The organism is Pseudomonas sp. D4-21 (genome assembly GCF_051132125.1).
Taxonomy (GTDB): domain Bacteria; phylum Pseudomonadota; class Gammaproteobacteria; order Pseudomonadales; family Pseudomonadaceae; genus Aquipseudomonas.
The window spans coordinates 2,744,469-2,762,129 of the sequence record NZ_CP071664.1 but is presented as its reverse complement, the minus strand read 5'-3'; the positions used below and the strand labels follow the sequence as shown (position 1 = coordinate 2,762,129).

Genomic DNA, 17,661 nt, shown 5'->3' with positions numbered 1-17,661 from the left:
ATTTCGATCAAAACTCCACGTCTGACAAAACGACGAAGCCGCCCATGTACCCCTCGCTGACGACCTTCACTCCCTGCGACTTCGACACCCTGCTGCGCAGTCTGCTGCCCATCGCGCCGTTGCTCGATACCCTCTCGGACACGGTGTTTTTCATCAAGGACACCCAAGCCCGCTACGCATTCGTCAACCAGACCCTGGCCCGGCGTTGCGGCTTCAAGCAATGCAACGACCTGCTCGGTCTGACTGCCGAGCAAGTGTTCCCGGAGCGCTTCGGCCCGCTGTACACCGAACAGGATCGACGGGTGCTGGCCAGCGGACGGGAGCTGGCCGACCAGCTCGAATTGCACCTCTATTACGGCAACCAACCGGTGTGGTGCCTGACCCACAAGCTTGCCTTGCGCGAACCTGAGGGCGGGATCGTCGGCCTGGCCGGGATTTCCCGTGACTTGCAGTCGCCGCAATCGAGCCATCCGGCGTACCAGCAACTGGCGGCCGTGGACGCGCACATCAAGCAGCACTTCGCCCGCCCCATCAGCCTGGCGGAACTCACTGCCATCGCCGGGTCGTCGGTGGCGCAGCTGGAACGACACTGCAAGCGCATCTTCCAGCTCACGCCTCGGCAGATGATTCACAAGGCGCGCCTGGGAGAGGCCTCGCGATTGTTACTGGAACACGATCTGCCCATTACCGAGATCGCCCTGCGCTGTGGTTATACCGATCACAGTGCCTTCAGCCGCCAGTTCCGCGCGCTGACGAGCCTTTCACCCAGCCAGTACCGGGACAACCAGCGTTGAGCCTGTTCCTTTAGGGGGCGTAAACCCACCCCGCTGCTCCCATCTGTAACACTTCACTTTCACCTGCGCGCCCGGTGCCTGGCCGCCGGACCACCATAATCTGTTGGTTATCAAAGCATTACTAAAAACACAGGAATAGGACCCGATCAGGCACGTCGATTGCTTATCTAATATCGTATACGGAATCCTCAATACGATATTTCTCCGCATTTATTCGACAGCGAGGCATTTATGAAAAACCCTGCATTGGCCGTAGCCCTTGGCGTTGTCCTCTTTCCCCTGCTTGCCCTACCCGCCCATGCCGACAAGCTCGACGACATCATCGGCTCGGGCAAGCTGCGTTGCGCGGTGACACTGGACTTCCCACCCATGGGTTTTCGCGATGAAAGTAACAAACCGGCGGGCTTCGACGTGGATTACTGCCACGACCTGGCGAAGGTCCTCGGCGTCGACGCCGAAGTGGTGGAAACGCCATTCTCCGACCGCATCCCCGCGCTGCTTTCGGGCCGCGCCGATGTCATTGTCGCTTCCACTTCCGACACCCTGGAGCGGGCCAAGACCGTTGGCCTGACCGTGCCCTACTTTGCCTTCCAGATGGTGGTGCTGACCCGCGACGACACCGGTATCAACAGCTACGCCGACCTCAAGGGCAAGAAACTCGGAAACACCAGCAGCACTTACGAAGCCATCGCCCTGGAGAAAGATCAGAAGAGTTGGGGCAGCGGCAGTTTCCGCGCCTACCAGTCGCAGAACGACACATTGCTGGCGGTCGCCCAGGGGCACATCGACGCCACCGTCGTGACCAACACCGTGGCCGCCGCGACCATCAAGTCGGGCAAGTACAAGGGCCTGAAGATCGCTGGCGATGCTCCCTATGTCATCGACTACGTGTCCCTCGGCGCCAAGCGCAGCGAGTACGGCTTGCTCAACTACCTCAACCTGTTCGTCAACCAGCAAGTGCGCACGGGCCGCTACAAGGAGCTGTTCGTCAAATGGGTCGGTACCGAGATCCCGCCGGCCAACCTGACCGTGCCCCAGGTGTACTACTGAGGATCGCGGCATGCCAAGCACGCCTATCCGCTTGCACGGCCGCAGCCTGGTGGAGGGTGCCGCCCAGGGCACCCTGTTGTTCGCCGACGTTGGCCTGAGCTTCTGGGGCGGGGTCGATCCCATTACGGGCGAAATCATCGACCGGCATCATCCTCTGAGTGGCGAACGCCTGGGCGGCCGCGTGCTGGCGATTCCCAGCGGGCGGGGTTCCTGCACCGGCAGCAGCGTGTTGATGGAGCTCATCAGCAACGGCCACGCACCGGCCGCACTGGTACTGGCCGAAGTCGACGAGATCCTGGCCCTTGGAGTACTCGTGGCCGAGGTGATTTTCCAGCGCTCGCTGCCGGTGTTGTGCATCGGCCACGAGGCGTTCGCTGGCTTGCGCGGCCAAGGATTCGTGCGCGTCGAGGGCAACCGCCTGACGTTGTCCGGCCGACGGCCCAACGATCAATGGCATGGGACGGATATGGCCCCGCAGCCGTCCATGCCGTTCACCGTCCGGTTGAACGAGCGGGATCGGGCAATGCTCGACGGCGCGCACGGCAAGGCAGCCCAACTAGCGATGCAAATCGTCCTGCGGATGGCCGAGATCCAGGGCGCCGACCAACTGCTGGACATCACCCAGGCGCACATCGACGGCTGTATCTATACCGGCCCGGCCAGCCTGCGCTTTGCCGAACAACTGGTGCGGTGGGGGGCGAAAGTGAGTGTGCCCACGACCCTCAATTCGATCTCCGTGGACCAGCGCCGCTGGCGGGAACTGGGCGTCGACGCTGCGCTGGGCGAACCGGCCAGCGCCTTGGGTGATGCTTACATGGCCATGGGCGCGCAATTGAGCTTCACCTGTGCGCCCTACTTGCTGGACACCGCGCCCGTGGCCGGCGAACAGATTGTCTGGGCCGAGTCCAACGCGGTGGTCTACGCCAACAGCGTGCTCGGCGCCCGCACGCAGAAGTACCCGGACTTTCTCGACATCTGCATCGCCCTGTGCGGTCGCGCGCCGCTGGCCGGATGTCATCTCGATGGGCCGCGAAAGGCCGGGCTGATCGTCGAAGTGACAAGGCCCGACCCGATGGACGACAGTTTTTATCCGCTGCTGGGCTATCACATCGGCGGCCTGACGGGACGACGTGTCCCGCTGATACGGGGCCTGGAAGACGCCGCGCCCACCCGGGATGATTTGAAGGCTTTTGGCGCCGCGTTCGCGACCACCAGCGCCGCGCCACTGTTCCACATCGCCGGGGTGACGCCCGAGGCCTTGGACCCGGCCAATGTGCTGGACTGCGACGCTGTGTTACCGGTGGAAACCGTCAACGCTGCCGGGCTGCTTGTCAGTTGGCGCGAGCTCAACAGTGCCCGGCATCGCAACGTGGATGTGATTTCCCTGGGCAACCCACATTTCTCCCTCAGCGAATTCGCCGCCCTGGCACACCTGTGTTCGGGCCGGAACAAACACCCCGGCGTGGTGCTGGCGATCACCTGTGGCCGTGCCGTACTGGAACAGGCCCGCCAGGCAGGTTACCTGGACGCGATCCGGGCCTTCGGGGCGACGCTGGTCACTGACACCTGTTGGTGCATGTTGGGCGAGCCGGTGATCCCGCCGACCGCCACCACCCTGATGACCAATTCCGGAAAATACGCGCACTACGCGCCGGGCCTGGTGGGGCGCGGCGTGCATTTTGCCGGTCTGGCCGATTGCATCGAGGCGGCCTGCACCGCCACCGCCAGCGATCAGCCGCCACAGTGGTTGCAACCTTCCGCACCCAAGGGGACTCCGAGCCATGTTTGACTACAGCTTCCAGTGGCGCCCCGCCTTGCGCGCCCTGCCCGATATGCTTGCCGGCGCCTGGGTGACCTTCGAAACCGCCGCGTTGTCGATGATTTTCGGCGTGCTGATCGCCCTCGTCCTGACGGTGATGCGCCAGGCACGCCATCCGCTGTTGCGCGGTGTCGGCAATGGTTGGGTGTCGATCGCCCGCAACACACCCTCCTTGTTCCAGATCTACATCCTCTACTTTGGCCTCGGCTCCCTCGGGCTGCACGTCAGTTCGTGGTTTGCGTTGCTGGCGGGTATCACCTTCAACAACGCCGGCTACCTGGCGGAAAATTTTCGCGGTGGCCTCAAGGCCGTACCGGGCACGCAGATGCGCGCCGCCCGTTCCCTGGGCATGAGCGCGTTCCAGGCCTACCGGATGATCATCGTCCCGCAACTGTTGCGCATCGTTTTCTACCCGCTGACCAATCAAATGGTCTGGGCGGTGTTGATGACGTCCCTGGGTGTGGTAGTCGGTTTGAACAACGACCTCACCGGGGTGACCCAGGAATACAACGTCAAGACGTTCCGCACCTTCGAATATTTCGCCCTCGCGGCGGTGCTCTATTACCTGATCGCCAAGTTGATCGTCGGGTTGGCCCGGCTGTTGTCCTGGCGCCTGTTTCGTTATTGAGGGCGGGACATGTTCTCTACAAGCCTTACCGTCAACGACGTGTTGTATCTGCTCGAAGGTGCCTGGGTTACGGTGCAATTGACCGTCTGGTCGATCCTGCTGGGCACCGTGGCCGGGTTGTTGTTCGGCCTGTTGCGGGCGCTGTTGCCCAGGGTCAGCCTGCCATTGGCCTGGGTACTCGATGCGTTTCGCAGCGTGCCACTGCTAATCCAGTTCGTGCTGTTCAATTCCCTCAAGAGCATCGTCGGCCTGGACCTCAGCGCCTTCGCCGTCGGTTGCATCGTGCTGGGGGTCTACGCCGCCGCGTACTTCACCGAGATTGTCCGCGGTGGCGTGCTGGCGGTACCGACGAGCACCCGGCGGGCCAGCCGATCCCTGGGGCTCACGTACTGGCAGGACCTGCGCTTCATCGTCCTGCCGATTGCCACGCGGGTGGCGTTTCCCGGCTGGTTGAACCTGGTGCTGGGGGTGATGAAAGACACCGCGCTGGTGATGTGGATCGGCATCGTCGAACTGCTGCGGGCTTCGCAAACCATCGTCACGCGTATTCAGGAACCCCTGCTGGTGCTGTGCATCGCGGGCCTCATTTATTACCTCATGAGCCTGGTGGTCGCCCGCCTCGGCGCTCGCCTGGAAAGAAGGTGGCAAGAAAATGATTGAGATCGAAAACGTGCATAAATCCTTCGGCAACCTGGAAGTCGTCAAGGGTGTCAGCCTGACGGTGGACAAGGGCGAAGTCGTGTCGATCATCGGTGGGTCCGGTTCCGGTAAATCGACCCTGCTGATGTGCATCAACGGCCTGGAGCCGATCCAGAAAGGCAGCATCCGGGTGGACGGCGTCTCGGTACACGACAGCGCCACCGACCTCAACCGCCTCCGGCAGAAGATCGGCATCGTTTTCCAGCAGTGGAACGCCTTTCCCCACCTGACCGTGCTGGAAAACGTGATGCTCGCGCCGCGCAAGGTGCTGGGCAAGACCAAGCAGGACGCCGAGGCGCTGGCGGTCAAACAGCTTGAGCACGTGGGCCTGGGGGACAAGCTCAAGGCCTTTCCCGGAAAGCTCTCCGGCGGCCAGCAGCAGCGCATGGCAATCGCCCGTGCCTTGGCGATGTCGCCGGACTACATGCTGTTCGACGAAGCCACCTCGGCCCTCGACCCGCAACTGGTCGGTGAGGTGCTGGACACCATGCGCATGCTGGCCGAAGACGGCATGACCATGGTGCTGGTGACCCACGAGATCCGCTTCGCCCGGGACGTATCCGACCGCGTGGCGTTCTTCTGCAATGGGCGAGTCCATGAGATCGGCCCGCCGGAGCAGGTGATCGGCAATCCGGTGCAGCCGGAGACGGCGGCATTCCTCAAGTCGGTGAAATAGCGGATGGCCTATCGCAAGCAGGCTCGCTCCCACACGGGTTTTGTGTAGGCCGCAATGAGCTGCTAACCACCACAGAACCCTGTGGGAGCGAGCTTGCTCCGGGCGGCGATCCGACGATGAGGCCCGACCAGACAACACAAGGATCTGACCCATGCGCTCATCCAGAATCATCCACATAGTCAGCTGCCACGCCGAAGGCGAAGTCGGCGATGTGATCGTCGGCGGTGTCGCGCCGCCACCCGGCGCCACGGTCTGGGAACAATCACGCTGGATCGCCCAGGACCAGACCCTGCGCAACTTCGTCCTCAACGAGCCTCGTGGCGGGGTGTTCCGCCACGTCAATCTGCTGGTGCCGGCCAAGGACCCGCGGGCGCAGATGGCCTGGATCATCATGGAACCGGCCGACACCCCACCCATGTCCGGCTCCAATTCGTTGTGCGTCGCCACCGTGCTGCTGGACAGCGGCATCCTGCCGATGACCGAACCCCAGACGCGCTTGGTCCTGGAGGCACCGGGCGGCTTGATCGAGGCCGTGGCCGACTGCCGCGACGGCAAGGTGCAACGGGTCGAGATCAAGAACGTGCCCTCCTTCGCTGACCGCCTCGATGCCTGGATCGAAGTCGAGGGCCTGGGAACATTGCAGGTGGACACCGCCTATGGCGGCGACAGCTTCGTCATCGTCGACGCCCAGCGCCTGGGCTTCGCCATTCGCCCCGACGAGGCCGCCGATCTCGTGACCGTGGGGCTGAAGATCACCCGGGCCGCCAACGAGCAGTTGGGCTTCGTACACCCCTTGAATCCCGATTGGTCGCACATTTCGTTCTGCCAGGTCGCCGCGCCCGTCGTCATGGAAAACGGCATCGCCACCGGCGCCAACGCCGTCGTCATCCAGCCCGGCAAGATCGACCGCTCGCCCACCGGCACCGGTTGCTCGGCCCGCATGGCGGTGCTGCACGCCAAAGGCCTGATGCAGGTGGGTGAACGGTTTATCGGCCGCTCGATCATCGGCTCCGAATTCCATTGCCGCATCGACTCACTGACCGACGTTGCCGGTCGCCCAGCGATCTACCCGTGCATCGCCGGGCGGGCGTGGATCACCGGAACCCACCAATTGCTGCTGGACCCGGCCGATCCGTGGCCGCAGGGCTACCGGCTCTCAGACACCTGGCCCGGCGCATGACTTTCATACCCACCCATAACCCTTGTGGCGAGGGAGCTTGCTCCCTCGCCACAGAGACACACCAAAAGGAGACACCCATGAGCCAACGCATCAACTGGAGCGGCGTATTCCCCGCCGTTACCACCCAATTCAACGATGACTTTTCCATCAACCTGGAAAAAACCCATCAGGTCATTTCCAACGTCATTCGCGATGGCGTATCCGGCCTCGTGGTCTGCGGGTCGGTGGGGGAAAACACTTCCCTGAGCGCGGAGGAAAAGATTGCCGTGACCGAAGTGGCGGTGGACGCTTCCGGGGGCCGAGTGCCGGTGATCTGCGGCGTGGCCGAGTTCACCAGCGTGCAGGCCGCCAAAGTCGCCAATGCGGTGCGCAAGGTCGGTGTCGACGGGGTGATGCTGATGCCCGCGTTGGTCTACGGCTCCAAGCCGTTCGAAACCGCCGAACATTTCCGCTATGTCGCCCGGCATGCCGACGTGCCGCTGATGGTCTACAACAACCCGCCTATCTACAAGAACGACGTCACCCCGGACATCCTGATTTCCCTGGCCGATTGCGACAACGTGGTGTGTTTCAAGGACTCCTCCGGCGACACCCGGCGTTTCATCGACGTGCGCAATGAAGTGGGCGATCGCTTCGTGCTATTCGCCGGTCTCGATGATGTAGTGCTCGAAAGCCTCGCCGTAGGCGCAGAAGGTTGGGTCTCGGGCATGTCCAACGTGTTCCCCAAGGAAGGTGAAACGATCTTCCGGCTGGCCCGCGCCGGACGGTTCGCCGAAGCCATGCCGATCTACGAATGGCTGATGCCGATCCTGCACCTCGACGCCCGCGCCGACCTGGTGCAGTGCATCAAGCTCTGCGAAGCCATTGCCGGCCGAGGCAGCGCTCTCACCCGCCCACCGCGCCTGGCCCTGCCGGAAGCAGACCGGGTGTACGTGGAGCAGATCATGGCCACGGCCCTGGCCAATCGGCCAGTGTTGCCGGAGGTGGGGCTCTAAGCCGGGGCGCAGGCTCAGGCATGTGAGAAACCTGTGGGAGCGAGCTTGCTCGCGATAGCGGTTGTCCAGCTTGCATCTCTATTGGATGTGCCGACGCTATCGCGAGCAAGCTCGCTCCCACAGGGGGTCGTGGTGCAAACACGGGACCAACCGACCAGCAACACGGCGTTATCGCCAGTCTTTGCTACGCTTTTTCCCCGGCGCAATGACGCACGGGAGGCGTCCCATGAATTATTTCCTGGCCCAGGCCCTGAACAACCAATGGGCCAATCACAGGCTGCTGGACGCCTGCGCACAGCTGAACACCGTGGAATACGAGGCCTACCGCACCAGTTTCTTCCCCTCCATCCAAGCCACGCTGTGCCACATACTGGAAGTAGATCGCTATTACCTCACCGCCCTCAAAGGCGATGTCCTGGGCCAGGAGCGGGATTTTTCCGAGATGCTGGCGTTCAACCAGCTCAGGGAAAGCCAGGACCGGACCGACCGGCAACTGGCGGCATTGTGCAGCAACCTTAAACGCACAGACCTGTCTCGCACCGTCGACCTGGTGCGTGCCGACGGCAACGCTTTCGAACGGATCGACCGCTTACTGCTGCACCTGTTCGAGCACCAGATCCATCACCGCGGCCAGGTCCACACCATGCTCAGCGCCACCCACGTCGAACCGCCGCAGCTCGACGAGTTTTTCCTCGATTGCGACCGCCGCTTCCGCGAAGAGGAGGAACAGTTGCTGCAACTCGACGAGCAGCGGGTCTGGCGAGAGTACCAGCCCGATTGAATCGATAACCCAGGAGACCTTGCCATGAACCTGATCTTTCGTTGCATCGGCTTGTCCACGATGCTGGTCGCCACCGCCGCCCTTGCCCACCATGGCTGGAGCGAATACGACGCCAGCAAGCCACTGACGCTCGAAGGTACGATCAAGGAGTCCGGTTACTCCCACCCCCACGGGACCGTACGCCTGCAAACCACGGAAAAGACGTGGTTCGTCGTGCTCGCGCCGCCTTCTCGCATGGAAAATCGGGGGCTGACCAAAGACATGCTCAAAGCCGGTAACCGGGCCACCGTGGTCGGCTACGCCAATAAAAACAAGCCTGACGAGCTTCGCGCCGAACGCATCACCATCGACGACAGAACCACCGAGCTGCGCTGATGCAGGTCACTGGCCCGGTCGCGCAAGGCTGGATGGACCGATTGGGCGACTCGCCCTTGGCCTCGGCCATGCGCAGCGAGCTATGGCTCTATCCGCTGGTGGAAGTGCTACACATCATCGGGTTCTCGATACTGGTGGGCGCGGTGGTGATGTTCGATCTGCGCGTCCTCGGGCTGTCCAGGGACATCGCCGTGACCGCACTGGCTCGCCATCTGCTGCGATGGGCCGTCGGGGCCCTGCTGTTGATCGTGCCTGCCGGCTTGATGATGTTCAGTGCGCACCCTCATGATTTCGCCAGCAACAACGTGTTCATTCTCAAGCTGTGCCTGATCGCGGCGGCAGGCGTCAATGCCCTGCTGTTCCATCTGGTGCCCTACCGCTCCGTCCAGCAATGGAATACCCACCTCACGGCGCCGAGCCTGGCCAAGCTCCAGGCGCTGCTGTCCGTGGCGTTGTGGATCGCGGTGATCGGCTGCGGGCGCTTGCTGGCCTACACCTGAACGAGCATTGAAAAAAAAAGCGATGGCCGCTTCCGGCCATCGCCAAATCGCCCACTTCAGGCGCCGTCAGATCCGTGCGGGTGACACGATGATTTTCACGTTGTGTTCCTTGTTGTTTACCAACTCCTCGAAGCCCTGGCCGACGATTTCTTCCAACTGGATGCGCCCGGTCACCAGCGGCGAGATGTCCAGGCGTCCGTCGGCGATGAACGCAATCACGTCGGCGAACTCACCGTTGTAGGCCAATGCGCCCAGCACCTGCTTCTCGGTTGAAACCAGTTCGAAGAAGTTGAACTCGCTCGGTTCTTCGAAAATCCCCACCAACACGCATTTGCCCGCCTTGCGGATCAGGTCGATGGCGAACTTGGCGGTGTGCTTGTTGCCGATGCACTCGAAGCTGACATCGGCGCCCAGGCCGCCGGTCAGGCGCCGAACTTCGGCCAGGGCGTCGCACTCATTGGGATCGATCACATGGCTGGCCCCGACTTCCAGGGCCTTGGCCTTGCGCGCGCCGGACATTTCCAGTGCGATGACCTGGGCCGCGCCGGCCGCCTTGGCGCACATGATCGTGCACAGGCCGATGGTCCCGGCGCCGACCACCACGACGTTCTGGCCAAGCAAACTGCCGGCCTTCTTCACTGCGTGCATGCCCACCGCCAGCGGTTCGATCAACGCGCCGGCCTCGGCAGGAAAGTTGGCCGGGAGTTTGTACAGCAGGTTGGCCGGGACATTGACCAACTCCGCAAACGCACCGTTATTCATCAGCCCGGTAAAAGCCAGGTTCTCGCAGATGTTGTAGAGCCCATGGGTGCAGTAATAGCAAGTGCCGCAATGCTGGCAGGCATCGGCGGCCACTGGTTCGCCGACGTTGAAACCTTCGACGCCCTCGCCCAGCTCGACGATCTCGCCGCAGAACTCATGGCCGAGGATGCACTGGCCCTTGATCCCGGTCAGGGGGTGTGGCGCGTCCACCGGGATGAACACCGGCCCCGCCACGTACTCGTGCAGGTCCGAACCGCAGATGCCGCACCACTGCACGCGGATCTGCACCCAACCGGCGGGCGGTGAAACCGGCAGCGGCACGTCTTCGACGCGGATGTCATTACGGCCATGCCAAACGGCGGCGCGCATGCTGCGGGTCGGCTTGATTGAAACGTTCATAGCGTTACCTCCAGGATTTTTCATAGGGCGACGACTCAACCGCCGCCCGCTGGTTCAGTGCTGTCCGATGAACTCGATAATCAATCGATTGACCTGCTCGGCCGCCTCCATCTGCACCATGTGGCCCTGGCCCGGCAGCACTTCGACCTGGGCACTCAACCCTTCGGCGTGGACCGCCGGGATGATGGCGTCATCACTGCCCCAGATCACCAGGGTCGGGACATGGCCGGCCTGCACCACCTCGCGTAGCTCCACTTGCTGGCGGCCGTCCTTGAACAAGTTCGCTGCCAATTGGCGCAGGGCCACGTCCACACCTTCCAGGCGCTTGTACTTGAGCATGTCGTCGAGCATCTGCCGGTTGACCAGCTCGGCATTGGAGAACAGTTGCACCAGCTGTGGCTTGAGGGCGTTGCGGTTGGCGGCGTCGACGAAGCCTTGCAAGTAACTGCCGTTGATCTGGGCGCCCAGGCCGGCGCTGCCGATCAGGGTCAGTGAGCGCAAGCGCTGCGGCATCAAGCGCGCGGCATTCAGCGAAACGGCCCCGCCCATGGAATGCCCGACCAGATGGGCCGCGTTGATGTCCAGATGATCGAGCAAGGCCAGCACCACACCGCTCAGCTCGTCGAGGTCACCGCGCTCCAGGGTTTTCGCCGATTCGCCATGCCCTGGCAGATCCAGGGCAATCACCCGGCGCCCAGCGGCCAAGGCTTCATGGTTGAACAGCCAGTTGTTGAGGTCACCACCAAAACCGTGCACCAGCACCAGCGGCGTACCGCCCTCGCCGCGCTCGAAATAGCGGATCAGCCGACCGTCCACCTCGACTTTCTGCGGTTTCGGGCCGCTGTCCTCGTCAGCCGCGTCGCCAGGCACGAAATTGGATTGAAACTGCTCGATGACCGCGTCGATGTCGGCGTCGCTGGCTTCGCCTTCGACGACGATGCCGAGCAAGGCGCCGACCGGCAGGGTTTCATCCTGGCGCGCCACCTGGCGGCGCAATACGCCGGAAAATGGCGCCTCGACGCTGCTGGAGATCTTGTCGGTCTCGACGTCCATCACTTCATCGCCTTTGGTGATGGCCTGGCCTTCTTCCTTGAGCCAGGCATCGACTCGGCCCTCGGTCATCGACAGGCCCCACTTGGGCATGGTCAGGGTAAAAATCTGGCTCATCAGTGCTTGCTCCACTCGATCACGTTGAGCACGGCTTGCTCGATTTTTGCCGCGTCGGGGATGTACAGGTCTTCCAGGGAGTCGGAAAACGGCACCGGCGTGTGCGGCGCGGTGACCATCTCGATCGGTGCCTTGAGCGCGCCAAAAGCCTTTTGCGCCACCAGCGCCGAGATGTCGGTGGCCATGGAGCAGCGCGGGTTGGCCTCGTCGATCACCACCAGGCGTCCGGTTTTCTCGACGCTTTCAAGGATGCTGTCCTCGTCCAGCGGGCTGGTGGTGCGCAGGTCGATGACTTCGCAGTCGATGCCACGTCCGGCCAGGTTGCGTGCCGCATCCATCGCGGTGTTGACCAACCGCCCGTAGGACACCAGAGTCACGTCCTTGCCGTCGCGCAGGAAGTTGGCCTCGCCGAACGGCACGGTGTAGAGCTCTTCCGGCACCTCGCCCTGCATGCTGTAGAGCAACTTGTGCTCGCAGAAGATCACCGGGTCATTATCGCGAATGGCCTGGATCAGCAGACCCTTGGCGTCATAGGGCGATGACGGACACACCACTTTCAGTCCCGGGATGTGTGTCCACAACGAAGTGAGCATCTGCGAATGCTGGGCCGCGGCCCGCAGGCCGGCGCCGACCATGGTGCGAATGACCAGGGGCGTGGACGCCTTGCCGCCGAACATGTAGCGGAATTTCGCCGCCTGGTTGAGGATCTGGTCCAGGCAGCACCCGGCAAAATCGACGAACATCAGTTCGCACACCGGGCGCACGCCGCAGGTGGCGGCGCCGACCGCCGCGCCGACATAGCCGATTTCCGACAGCGGCGTGTCCAGCACCCGCCCGGGGAATTGGTCGTAAAGCCCCTTGGTGACGCCGAGCACGCCGCCCCAGGCATCGTTTTCACCGGGTGCGCCAGCGCCGCCGGCCACGTCTTCACCCATGATGAACACGCTGGAGTCGCGACGCATTTCCTGGGCCAGGGCTTCGTTGATTGCCTGCTGATAGCTGATTTTTCTCGCCATGATGGGATTCTCTCTTGTTGTTTTCAGGGGCGTTCAGGGGTAGCTGACGTAGACGTCGGTCAGCAGGTCGGACGCCGCCGGCTTGGGATCGGACTTGGCCTTGTACACGGCATTTTCGATCAGCATTTGCACCTCTTTGTCGATCTGGTCCAACTGCTCGACTGTGAGCAGCCCGGCCCGGGTGGTGCGCTCGCGGAACTGCATCAGGCAGTCCTGGTTTTCGCGGAAATGCTTGACCTCGTCGGGTGCGCGATAGGTCTGGGCGTCGCCTTCGAAGTGGCCGTAGTAGCGGGTCAGCTTGACCTCGATCAGCGACGGCCCTTCCCCGGCACGGGCGCGCTCGACGGCGGCCCCGGCGGCTTCATGGACGGCGAAGAAGTCGAAGCCATCGACGGTCACGCCGGGCATGCCGAAGCCGGCGGCGCGGTCGGCGATGTGGTCGCAGGCCACTGACCAATTGGACGCGGTGGCTTCGGCGTAGCCATTGTTTTCCGCGATGAACAGGCATGGCAGGTTCCACACCGAGGCCATGTTCATGGCTTCGAACACTGCGCCTTCGTTGGAACCGCCGTCGCCGAAAAACACCACGGCGACGCTGTCGGTGCCCTTGAGCCGAGCCGCCAGGGCAGCGCCGACGACCAGTGGCGCACCGGCGCCGACGATGCCGTTGGCGCCGAGCATGCCTTTTTCGAAATCGGCGATGTGCATCGAGCCGCCCTTGCCTTGGCAGACGCCGGTTTTCTTGCCGTAGATCTCGGCCATCATCCCGTACACATCCACGCCCTTGGCGATGCAATGGCCGTGGCCACGGTGGTTCGAGGCAATGCAATCGTCGTCCCCGAGATGGGCCATGACGCCCGCGGCCGAGGCTTCTTCGCCGGCATACAAGTGGACGAACCCGGGGATCTCCCCCGTGGCGAATTCCACGTGCAGACGCTCTTCGAAGGCGCGGATGGTGCGCATGATCTGATAGGCGTGCAGCAATTGATCATGGTTGAGCGATGTCGACATTTTTATTCTCCAGGCGTGTCTTCTTGAAGGTTCGAGGGGTGTTGCGGGTGCTCGCGACCAATGGCCAACAAGCGCTGTTGCGCGGCGTAGGTGAGCACCGCGTTAACGTCGATGCTCAGCGGGCCGCCGGCATCGAGGGTGACCGTGGGCCGGTCATGGACGTTGAATTCGATTTCCCGCTCGCCATCCAGGGCCAAGGTGCCGGCGGACAGCGACAAGCCATGGGCGACGCCGGGCTCCAGAGGCCCGGCGGCCAGCACGCCGCAACCTTGCAGCAAGCCCGGCGCGAGCGGCACCAGCAGCGCCTCGGGGGATTGCGGGTCCAGGCGCATCCAGGCACCGCCCGGCGCCTGGCGAGACACCGGAAACCACAACCCGCACAGCGCCGACAGGCCGATGGATTGCGGTTCGGCGAAGGTCACGAACACTTCGGCCAGGTCTTGCGCGCGGCTGATCGCCCTCGCGCCGACAAAGCGCAGCGGCGACACGGCAACGTCCACCAGAGCGACTTCCCGCAAACCACGCCCGGCGTCGCAAACCAGCAAGCGCTTGTTGCGGCGCAAACCGATCGCGTCTGGGATCCGACCGCTGGCGTACAACCCACCTGCCAGCCCGGCACTGGTGGCCTCGCGCAGTTCGGGGAAGGCATTGTTGGTGCCGGTGGACAGGGTCAACAGAGGAATGTCGCCCACTTCGGCGGCGACAGCCTTATGGGTGCCGTCGCCGCCGAGCACGGCGATCAGCGCCACCTCGCGCTCGGCCATCAGGCGTGCGGCGCGGCGGGTGTCTTCGACGGTCTGGCGCAGGGTCAGGTCGAGAAACTCCAGGGCCGGCCAATGGCTACTGCGGGCCTGGCGGCTGTGGCTGTTCTTCAGCACGGCGGCGGCCATGCCGATCATGTCGGTGGGCATCAACACCTGCTCGATGCCGGTGGCGCCAAACGCCGCCAGCAAGCGCTGGATCACCGAGACCTTGTCGGTGCTGGAGAACAATCCGGCGTTGGCGGTCAACCGCCGCACGTCACGGCCCGATGCGGGGTTGGCGATGATGCCGACGGTGAGCGGACGGCGGCTCATGGCGCCACCGTGGCGGGAACAGTCAACGGGCTTGGCGTGCAAGTCATAGGCACCTCTTTTTATTATTGGAAGCCCAACGGGTGGGTCCAAGGCCTAGAGCAAGGGCGGTGCCAATAGCCGGAAACTGGACGCAAAACCCCGATCCAGAGCGCTTGCGGCGCTCCGCTGCAAGCATTGGCCATAGGCCCGGTGAGACGCCACATGCCAGCCTGCACGACCTAACCGCGAGACGTTGAGACGTGGCGTCTCACCGGGTTGCCTGCGCTCCGTCGGGCTTGTCTGCGCCCGGCGATCAGCGCTTAATGTGCCGACAATGACAAGAAGCTGAACCGGAGGCCCCTATGCTTTCCGCTCACTCCAGGGCGCACGTGGATTGCATCAGCCGCGTGCTGAAGAACGCCGCCCAACTGCCGCAACTGCCCGTGCCGGACCTGATCCTCGACTCCTGGCGCCGCTCCATGGAGCAACATCACCTGGACCCCGGCTCGCTCCAGGGCCCACGGATCCTGTCCCACGACGTGCTCAAGCAATGCCGCGAGCGCTCGGAGCTGTTCCTCAATATCGCCAGCGACGAAGTGGCGCGCCTGCACGGCCGGGTGCGCGATGCCGACTATTGCGTGCTGCTGACCGATGCCCAGGGCCAGACCATCGATTACCGGGTGGAAACCACCCTTCGCAACGACTGCCGCAAGGCCGGGCTCTACCTGGGTACGTGCTGGTCGGAAGGCGAAGAAGGCACGTGCGGCGTGGCGGCGGTGCTCACGGCCAAGACTGCGGTGACGGTGCACAAGCGTGATCACTTTCGCGCGGCGTTCATTGGCCTGACCTGCTCCGCCGCGCCGGTCTTCGATCCGCAAGGCGAGCTGCTCGGCGTGCTGGACGTCTCGGCGGTGCGCTCGCCGGATGATCGACGTTCCCAGCACCTGATCCGGCAAATGGTGGTGCAGAGCGCCCGGGAGATCGAACAGGCGTTTTTCATGAGCAGCGTCCAGGGTTATTGGGTGTTGCGGGCCCATCGCAACGCGGGGTACGTCGACAGCCAGCCGGATCTGCTGCTTGCCTGGGACGACGATGGCTGCCTGCAAGCCCTGAACCCGGCGGCGCGCCAATACTTGATGCAACGCTACGGCCAGTTGCCTCGCCACATCAGCCAGGTTTTCGACCCGCAATTGCTGCACCGGGCCCGGGATGAAAGCCTCTACCCACTCGATGTCGATTTGCATGGCCGCCTGAGCGCGCCACGGCGCCGGGCCAAGCCTCGCCAGCGCGTCGCGATGACTCCCACCGAACTCGATCCACGCCTGGCCGACAGCCTGAACCTGGCGGTGCGGGTCAAGGATCGCAACCTGCCGGTGCTGATCCAGGGCGAAACCGGTTCCGGCAAGGAGGTCTTCGCCCGCCAGTTGCACCAGGCCAGCCAGCGTCGCGATCGGCCCTTCGTGGCCTTGAACTGCGCGGCCATACCGGAAAGCCTGATCGAGAGTGAGCTGTTCGGCTACGTCGCCGGTGCCTTCACCGGGGCCTCGGCCAAGGGCATGCAGGGTCTGTTGCAGCAGGCCGATGGCGGCACGCTGTTCCTCGATGAGATCGGGGACATGCCGCTCGCCTTGCAAACCCGCCTGTTGCGGGTGCTGGCCGAAGGCGAAGTAGCGCCACTGGGGGCTTCAAGGCGCAAGGCCGTGGACATCCAGGTGATCTGCGCCACCCACCGCGACCTGGAGGCGCTGGTGGCAGCCGGCGAGTTTCGCGAGGATCTGTATTTCCGTCTCGGCGGCGCCCGCTTCCAGCTGCCGCCGCTGCGCGAACGCACCGACCGGCTGGCGTTGATCAATCGAATCCTTGAAGAAGAGTCGGCGCTGTGCGGCGGTGCGGTGCAACTGAGCGGCGCCGCGCTGGAATGCCTGCTGGGTTATCACTGGCCGGGCAATGTCCGCCAGTTGCGGCATGTGCTGCGCTATGCCTGCGCGGTCTGCGAGGCGAGCGTGATCCAGCTTAGCCACCTGCCTGAATCATTGCACATCACGGACGCCGCCGATCATGGGCCGGAGCCCAGCGCCAGCCCTGAACGCCAGGCGTTGCTGGACGCCCTGGTGCGTCATCGCTGGAAACCCACCCCGACGGCCAGGGCGCTGGGCATTTCCCGGGCGACCCTGTATCGACGGGTGCATCAGCACGGTATCGAGATGCCCGGCAGGCGTCCTGACGCTGTTCACTAAAGGCCGCCAAACAGCTGTGGCGAGGGAGCTTGCTCCCGCTCGGCTGCGAAGCAGTCGTAAAACCGGAGAATGCGATGTATCTGAAGCTCTGCATTCGGCAGGTATGGGGCCGCTTAGCGGCCCAGCGGGAGCAAGCTCCCTCGCCACGGGATCGTCTTTTTCTCAAGTGAACGGTATTACGGCAGGAACCCGGGCTGATGGCTTATCGTCGCGCCAGCTCATGGCGCACGCATTGTTCGTAGTAGGTCTGCTTGACCGCGGCAGGTTTGAGCCGCGAGGTGCTGTTGTAGGTCTGTTCGGTGATGCCCAGGGCGGTCATGCGCATCCAGGGCCGGGGAAACTTGCGCACCTGCAGTTTCTTGCGCGCCCCATACAGGCTCACTCCGGACAGCTTGGACGCCTGCGCTCCAGCGGCAATGTCCGAACCCCAGCGACACACCGATTGCTGGTTTGCCGTCAGCGCCCTGGCTTGGGCTTCATGCGAAACGGCGGCCATGAGCATGGCCGCCGCGATCCA

At 63.6% G+C, this 17,661-nt stretch carries 18 protein-coding genes; 12 read left to right on the top strand and 6 right to left on the bottom strand.

The window, feature by feature from the left end:
- The first annotated feature begins 44 nt into the window (after positions 1–44).
- The 11 genes from J3Q04_RS12375 to J3Q04_RS12325 all read left to right on the top strand — a co-directional run bounded on the left by J3Q04_RS12375 (position 45) and on the right by J3Q04_RS12325 (position 9,497).
- Entirely contained in the window at positions 45–794 is a 750-nt protein-coding gene (locus tag J3Q04_RS12375; RefSeq protein WP_434605824.1) for a helix-turn-helix domain-containing protein, read from the top strand.
- 231 nt (positions 795–1,025) lie between these two features.
- The gene (locus J3Q04_RS12370; protein ID WP_420763862.1) at positions 1,026–1,844 is read left to right on the top strand and encodes an ABC transporter substrate-binding protein; all 819 of its coding nucleotides are present in this window, start codon (positions 1,026–1,028) and stop codon (positions 1,842–1,844) included.
- A gap of 10 nt (positions 1,845–1,854) precedes the next feature.
- Positions 1,855–3,633 (top strand): cis-3-hydroxy-L-proline dehydratase, encoded by a 1,779-nt coding sequence (gene lhpI / locus J3Q04_RS12365; protein WP_434605827.1) that lies wholly within the window; start codon positions 1,855–1,857, stop codon positions 3,631–3,633.
- Positions 3,626–4,291: an amino acid ABC transporter permease gene (locus J3Q04_RS12360; RefSeq protein ID WP_434558928.1), complete on the top strand. Its 666-nt coding sequence runs from the start codon at positions 3,626–3,628 to the stop codon at positions 4,289–4,291. Before lhpI ends, J3Q04_RS12360 begins: the two co-directional genes overlap by 8 nt.
- A 9-nt stretch (positions 4,292–4,300) precedes the next feature.
- Positions 4,301–4,951: an amino acid ABC transporter permease gene (locus J3Q04_RS12355; RefSeq protein WP_420763859.1), complete on the top strand. Its 651-nt coding sequence runs from the start codon at positions 4,301–4,303 to the stop codon at positions 4,949–4,951.
- Positions 4,944–5,666, top strand: coding sequence for an amino acid ABC transporter ATP-binding protein (locus J3Q04_RS12350; protein ID WP_420763858.1), 723 nt, complete (start codon positions 4,944–4,946; stop codon positions 5,664–5,666). Before J3Q04_RS12355 ends, J3Q04_RS12350 begins: the two co-directional genes overlap by 8 nt.
- A 151-nt stretch (positions 5,667–5,817) precedes the next feature.
- On the top strand, positions 5,818–6,846 hold the full coding sequence (locus J3Q04_RS12345) for a trans-3-hydroxy-L-proline dehydratase (RefSeq protein WP_420763857.1): 1,029 nt from the start codon (positions 5,818–5,820) through the stop codon (positions 6,844–6,846).
- 77 nt (positions 6,847–6,923) lie between these two features.
- The gene (locus tag J3Q04_RS12340; protein WP_420763856.1) at positions 6,924–7,841 is read left to right on the top strand and encodes a dihydrodipicolinate synthase family protein; all 918 of its coding nucleotides are present in this window, start codon (positions 6,924–6,926) and stop codon (positions 7,839–7,841) included.
- A gap of 226 nt (positions 7,842–8,067) precedes the next feature.
- Positions 8,068–8,622 carry a DinB family protein gene (locus J3Q04_RS12335; protein WP_434605830.1) on the top strand — a complete coding sequence of 185 codons (555 nt, stop codon included), beginning with the start codon at positions 8,068–8,070 and terminating at the stop codon, positions 8,620–8,622.
- Between the two features lie 24 nt (positions 8,623–8,646).
- Positions 8,647–8,997: a DUF6152 family protein gene (locus tag J3Q04_RS12330; protein WP_420763854.1), complete on the top strand. Its 351-nt coding sequence runs from the start codon at positions 8,647–8,649 to the stop codon at positions 8,995–8,997.
- Entirely contained in the window at positions 8,997–9,497 is a 501-nt protein-coding gene (locus J3Q04_RS12325; protein ID WP_434605832.1) for a DUF6644 family protein, read from the top strand. The genes J3Q04_RS12330 and J3Q04_RS12325 overlap by 1 nt, the downstream gene beginning before the upstream one ends.
- 66 nt (positions 9,498–9,563) lie before the next feature.
- Here J3Q04_RS12325 and J3Q04_RS12320 read toward each other — a convergent pair whose 3' ends face one another.
- From J3Q04_RS12320 to J3Q04_RS12300, 5 genes are all read right to left on the bottom strand, one after another.
- Positions 9,564–10,628 (bottom strand): 2,3-butanediol dehydrogenase, encoded by a 1,065-nt coding sequence (locus J3Q04_RS12320; RefSeq protein ID WP_434564108.1) that lies wholly within the window; start codon positions 10,626–10,628, stop codon positions 9,564–9,566.
- An 84-nt stretch (positions 10,629–10,712) separates the two neighbouring features.
- The gene (locus J3Q04_RS12315) at positions 10,713–11,825 is read right to left on the bottom strand and encodes an acetoin dehydrogenase dihydrolipoyllysine-residue acetyltransferase subunit (RefSeq protein ID WP_434605834.1); all 1,113 of its coding nucleotides are present in this window, start codon (positions 11,823–11,825) and stop codon (positions 10,713–10,715) included.
- Complete coding sequence (locus tag J3Q04_RS12310) at positions 11,825–12,841, bottom strand: alpha-ketoacid dehydrogenase subunit beta (RefSeq protein WP_434558936.1); 1,017 nt, start codon at positions 12,839–12,841, stop codon at positions 11,825–11,827. Before J3Q04_RS12310 ends, J3Q04_RS12315 begins: the two co-directional genes overlap by 1 nt.
- A gap of 33 nt (positions 12,842–12,874) precedes the next feature.
- Entirely contained in the window at positions 12,875–13,852 is a 978-nt protein-coding gene (locus J3Q04_RS12305) for a thiamine pyrophosphate-dependent dehydrogenase E1 component subunit alpha (protein ID WP_434605836.1), read from the bottom strand.
- 2 nt (positions 13,853–13,854) lie between these two features.
- Positions 13,855–14,928 carry an ATP-NAD kinase family protein gene (locus J3Q04_RS12300; RefSeq protein WP_434605838.1) on the bottom strand — a complete coding sequence of 358 codons (1,074 nt, stop codon included), beginning with the start codon at positions 14,926–14,928 and terminating at the stop codon, positions 13,855–13,857.
- 341 nt (positions 14,929–15,269) lie between these two features.
- Between J3Q04_RS12300 and J3Q04_RS12295 the strand changes: the two genes are divergently transcribed.
- Positions 15,270–17,144 carry a sigma-54-dependent Fis family transcriptional regulator gene (locus tag J3Q04_RS12295; protein WP_434605840.1) on the top strand — a complete coding sequence of 625 codons (1,875 nt, stop codon included), beginning with the start codon at positions 15,270–15,272 and terminating at the stop codon, positions 17,142–17,144.
- Positions 17,145–17,346: 202 nt separating this feature from the next.
- Here the strand turns inward: J3Q04_RS12295 and J3Q04_RS12290 are convergent, their stop codons facing one another.
- Positions 17,347–17,640 (bottom strand): hypothetical protein, encoded by a 294-nt coding sequence (locus J3Q04_RS12290; protein WP_420764035.1) that lies wholly within the window; start codon positions 17,638–17,640, stop codon positions 17,347–17,349.
- Positions 17,641–17,661: the final 21 nt, after the last annotated feature.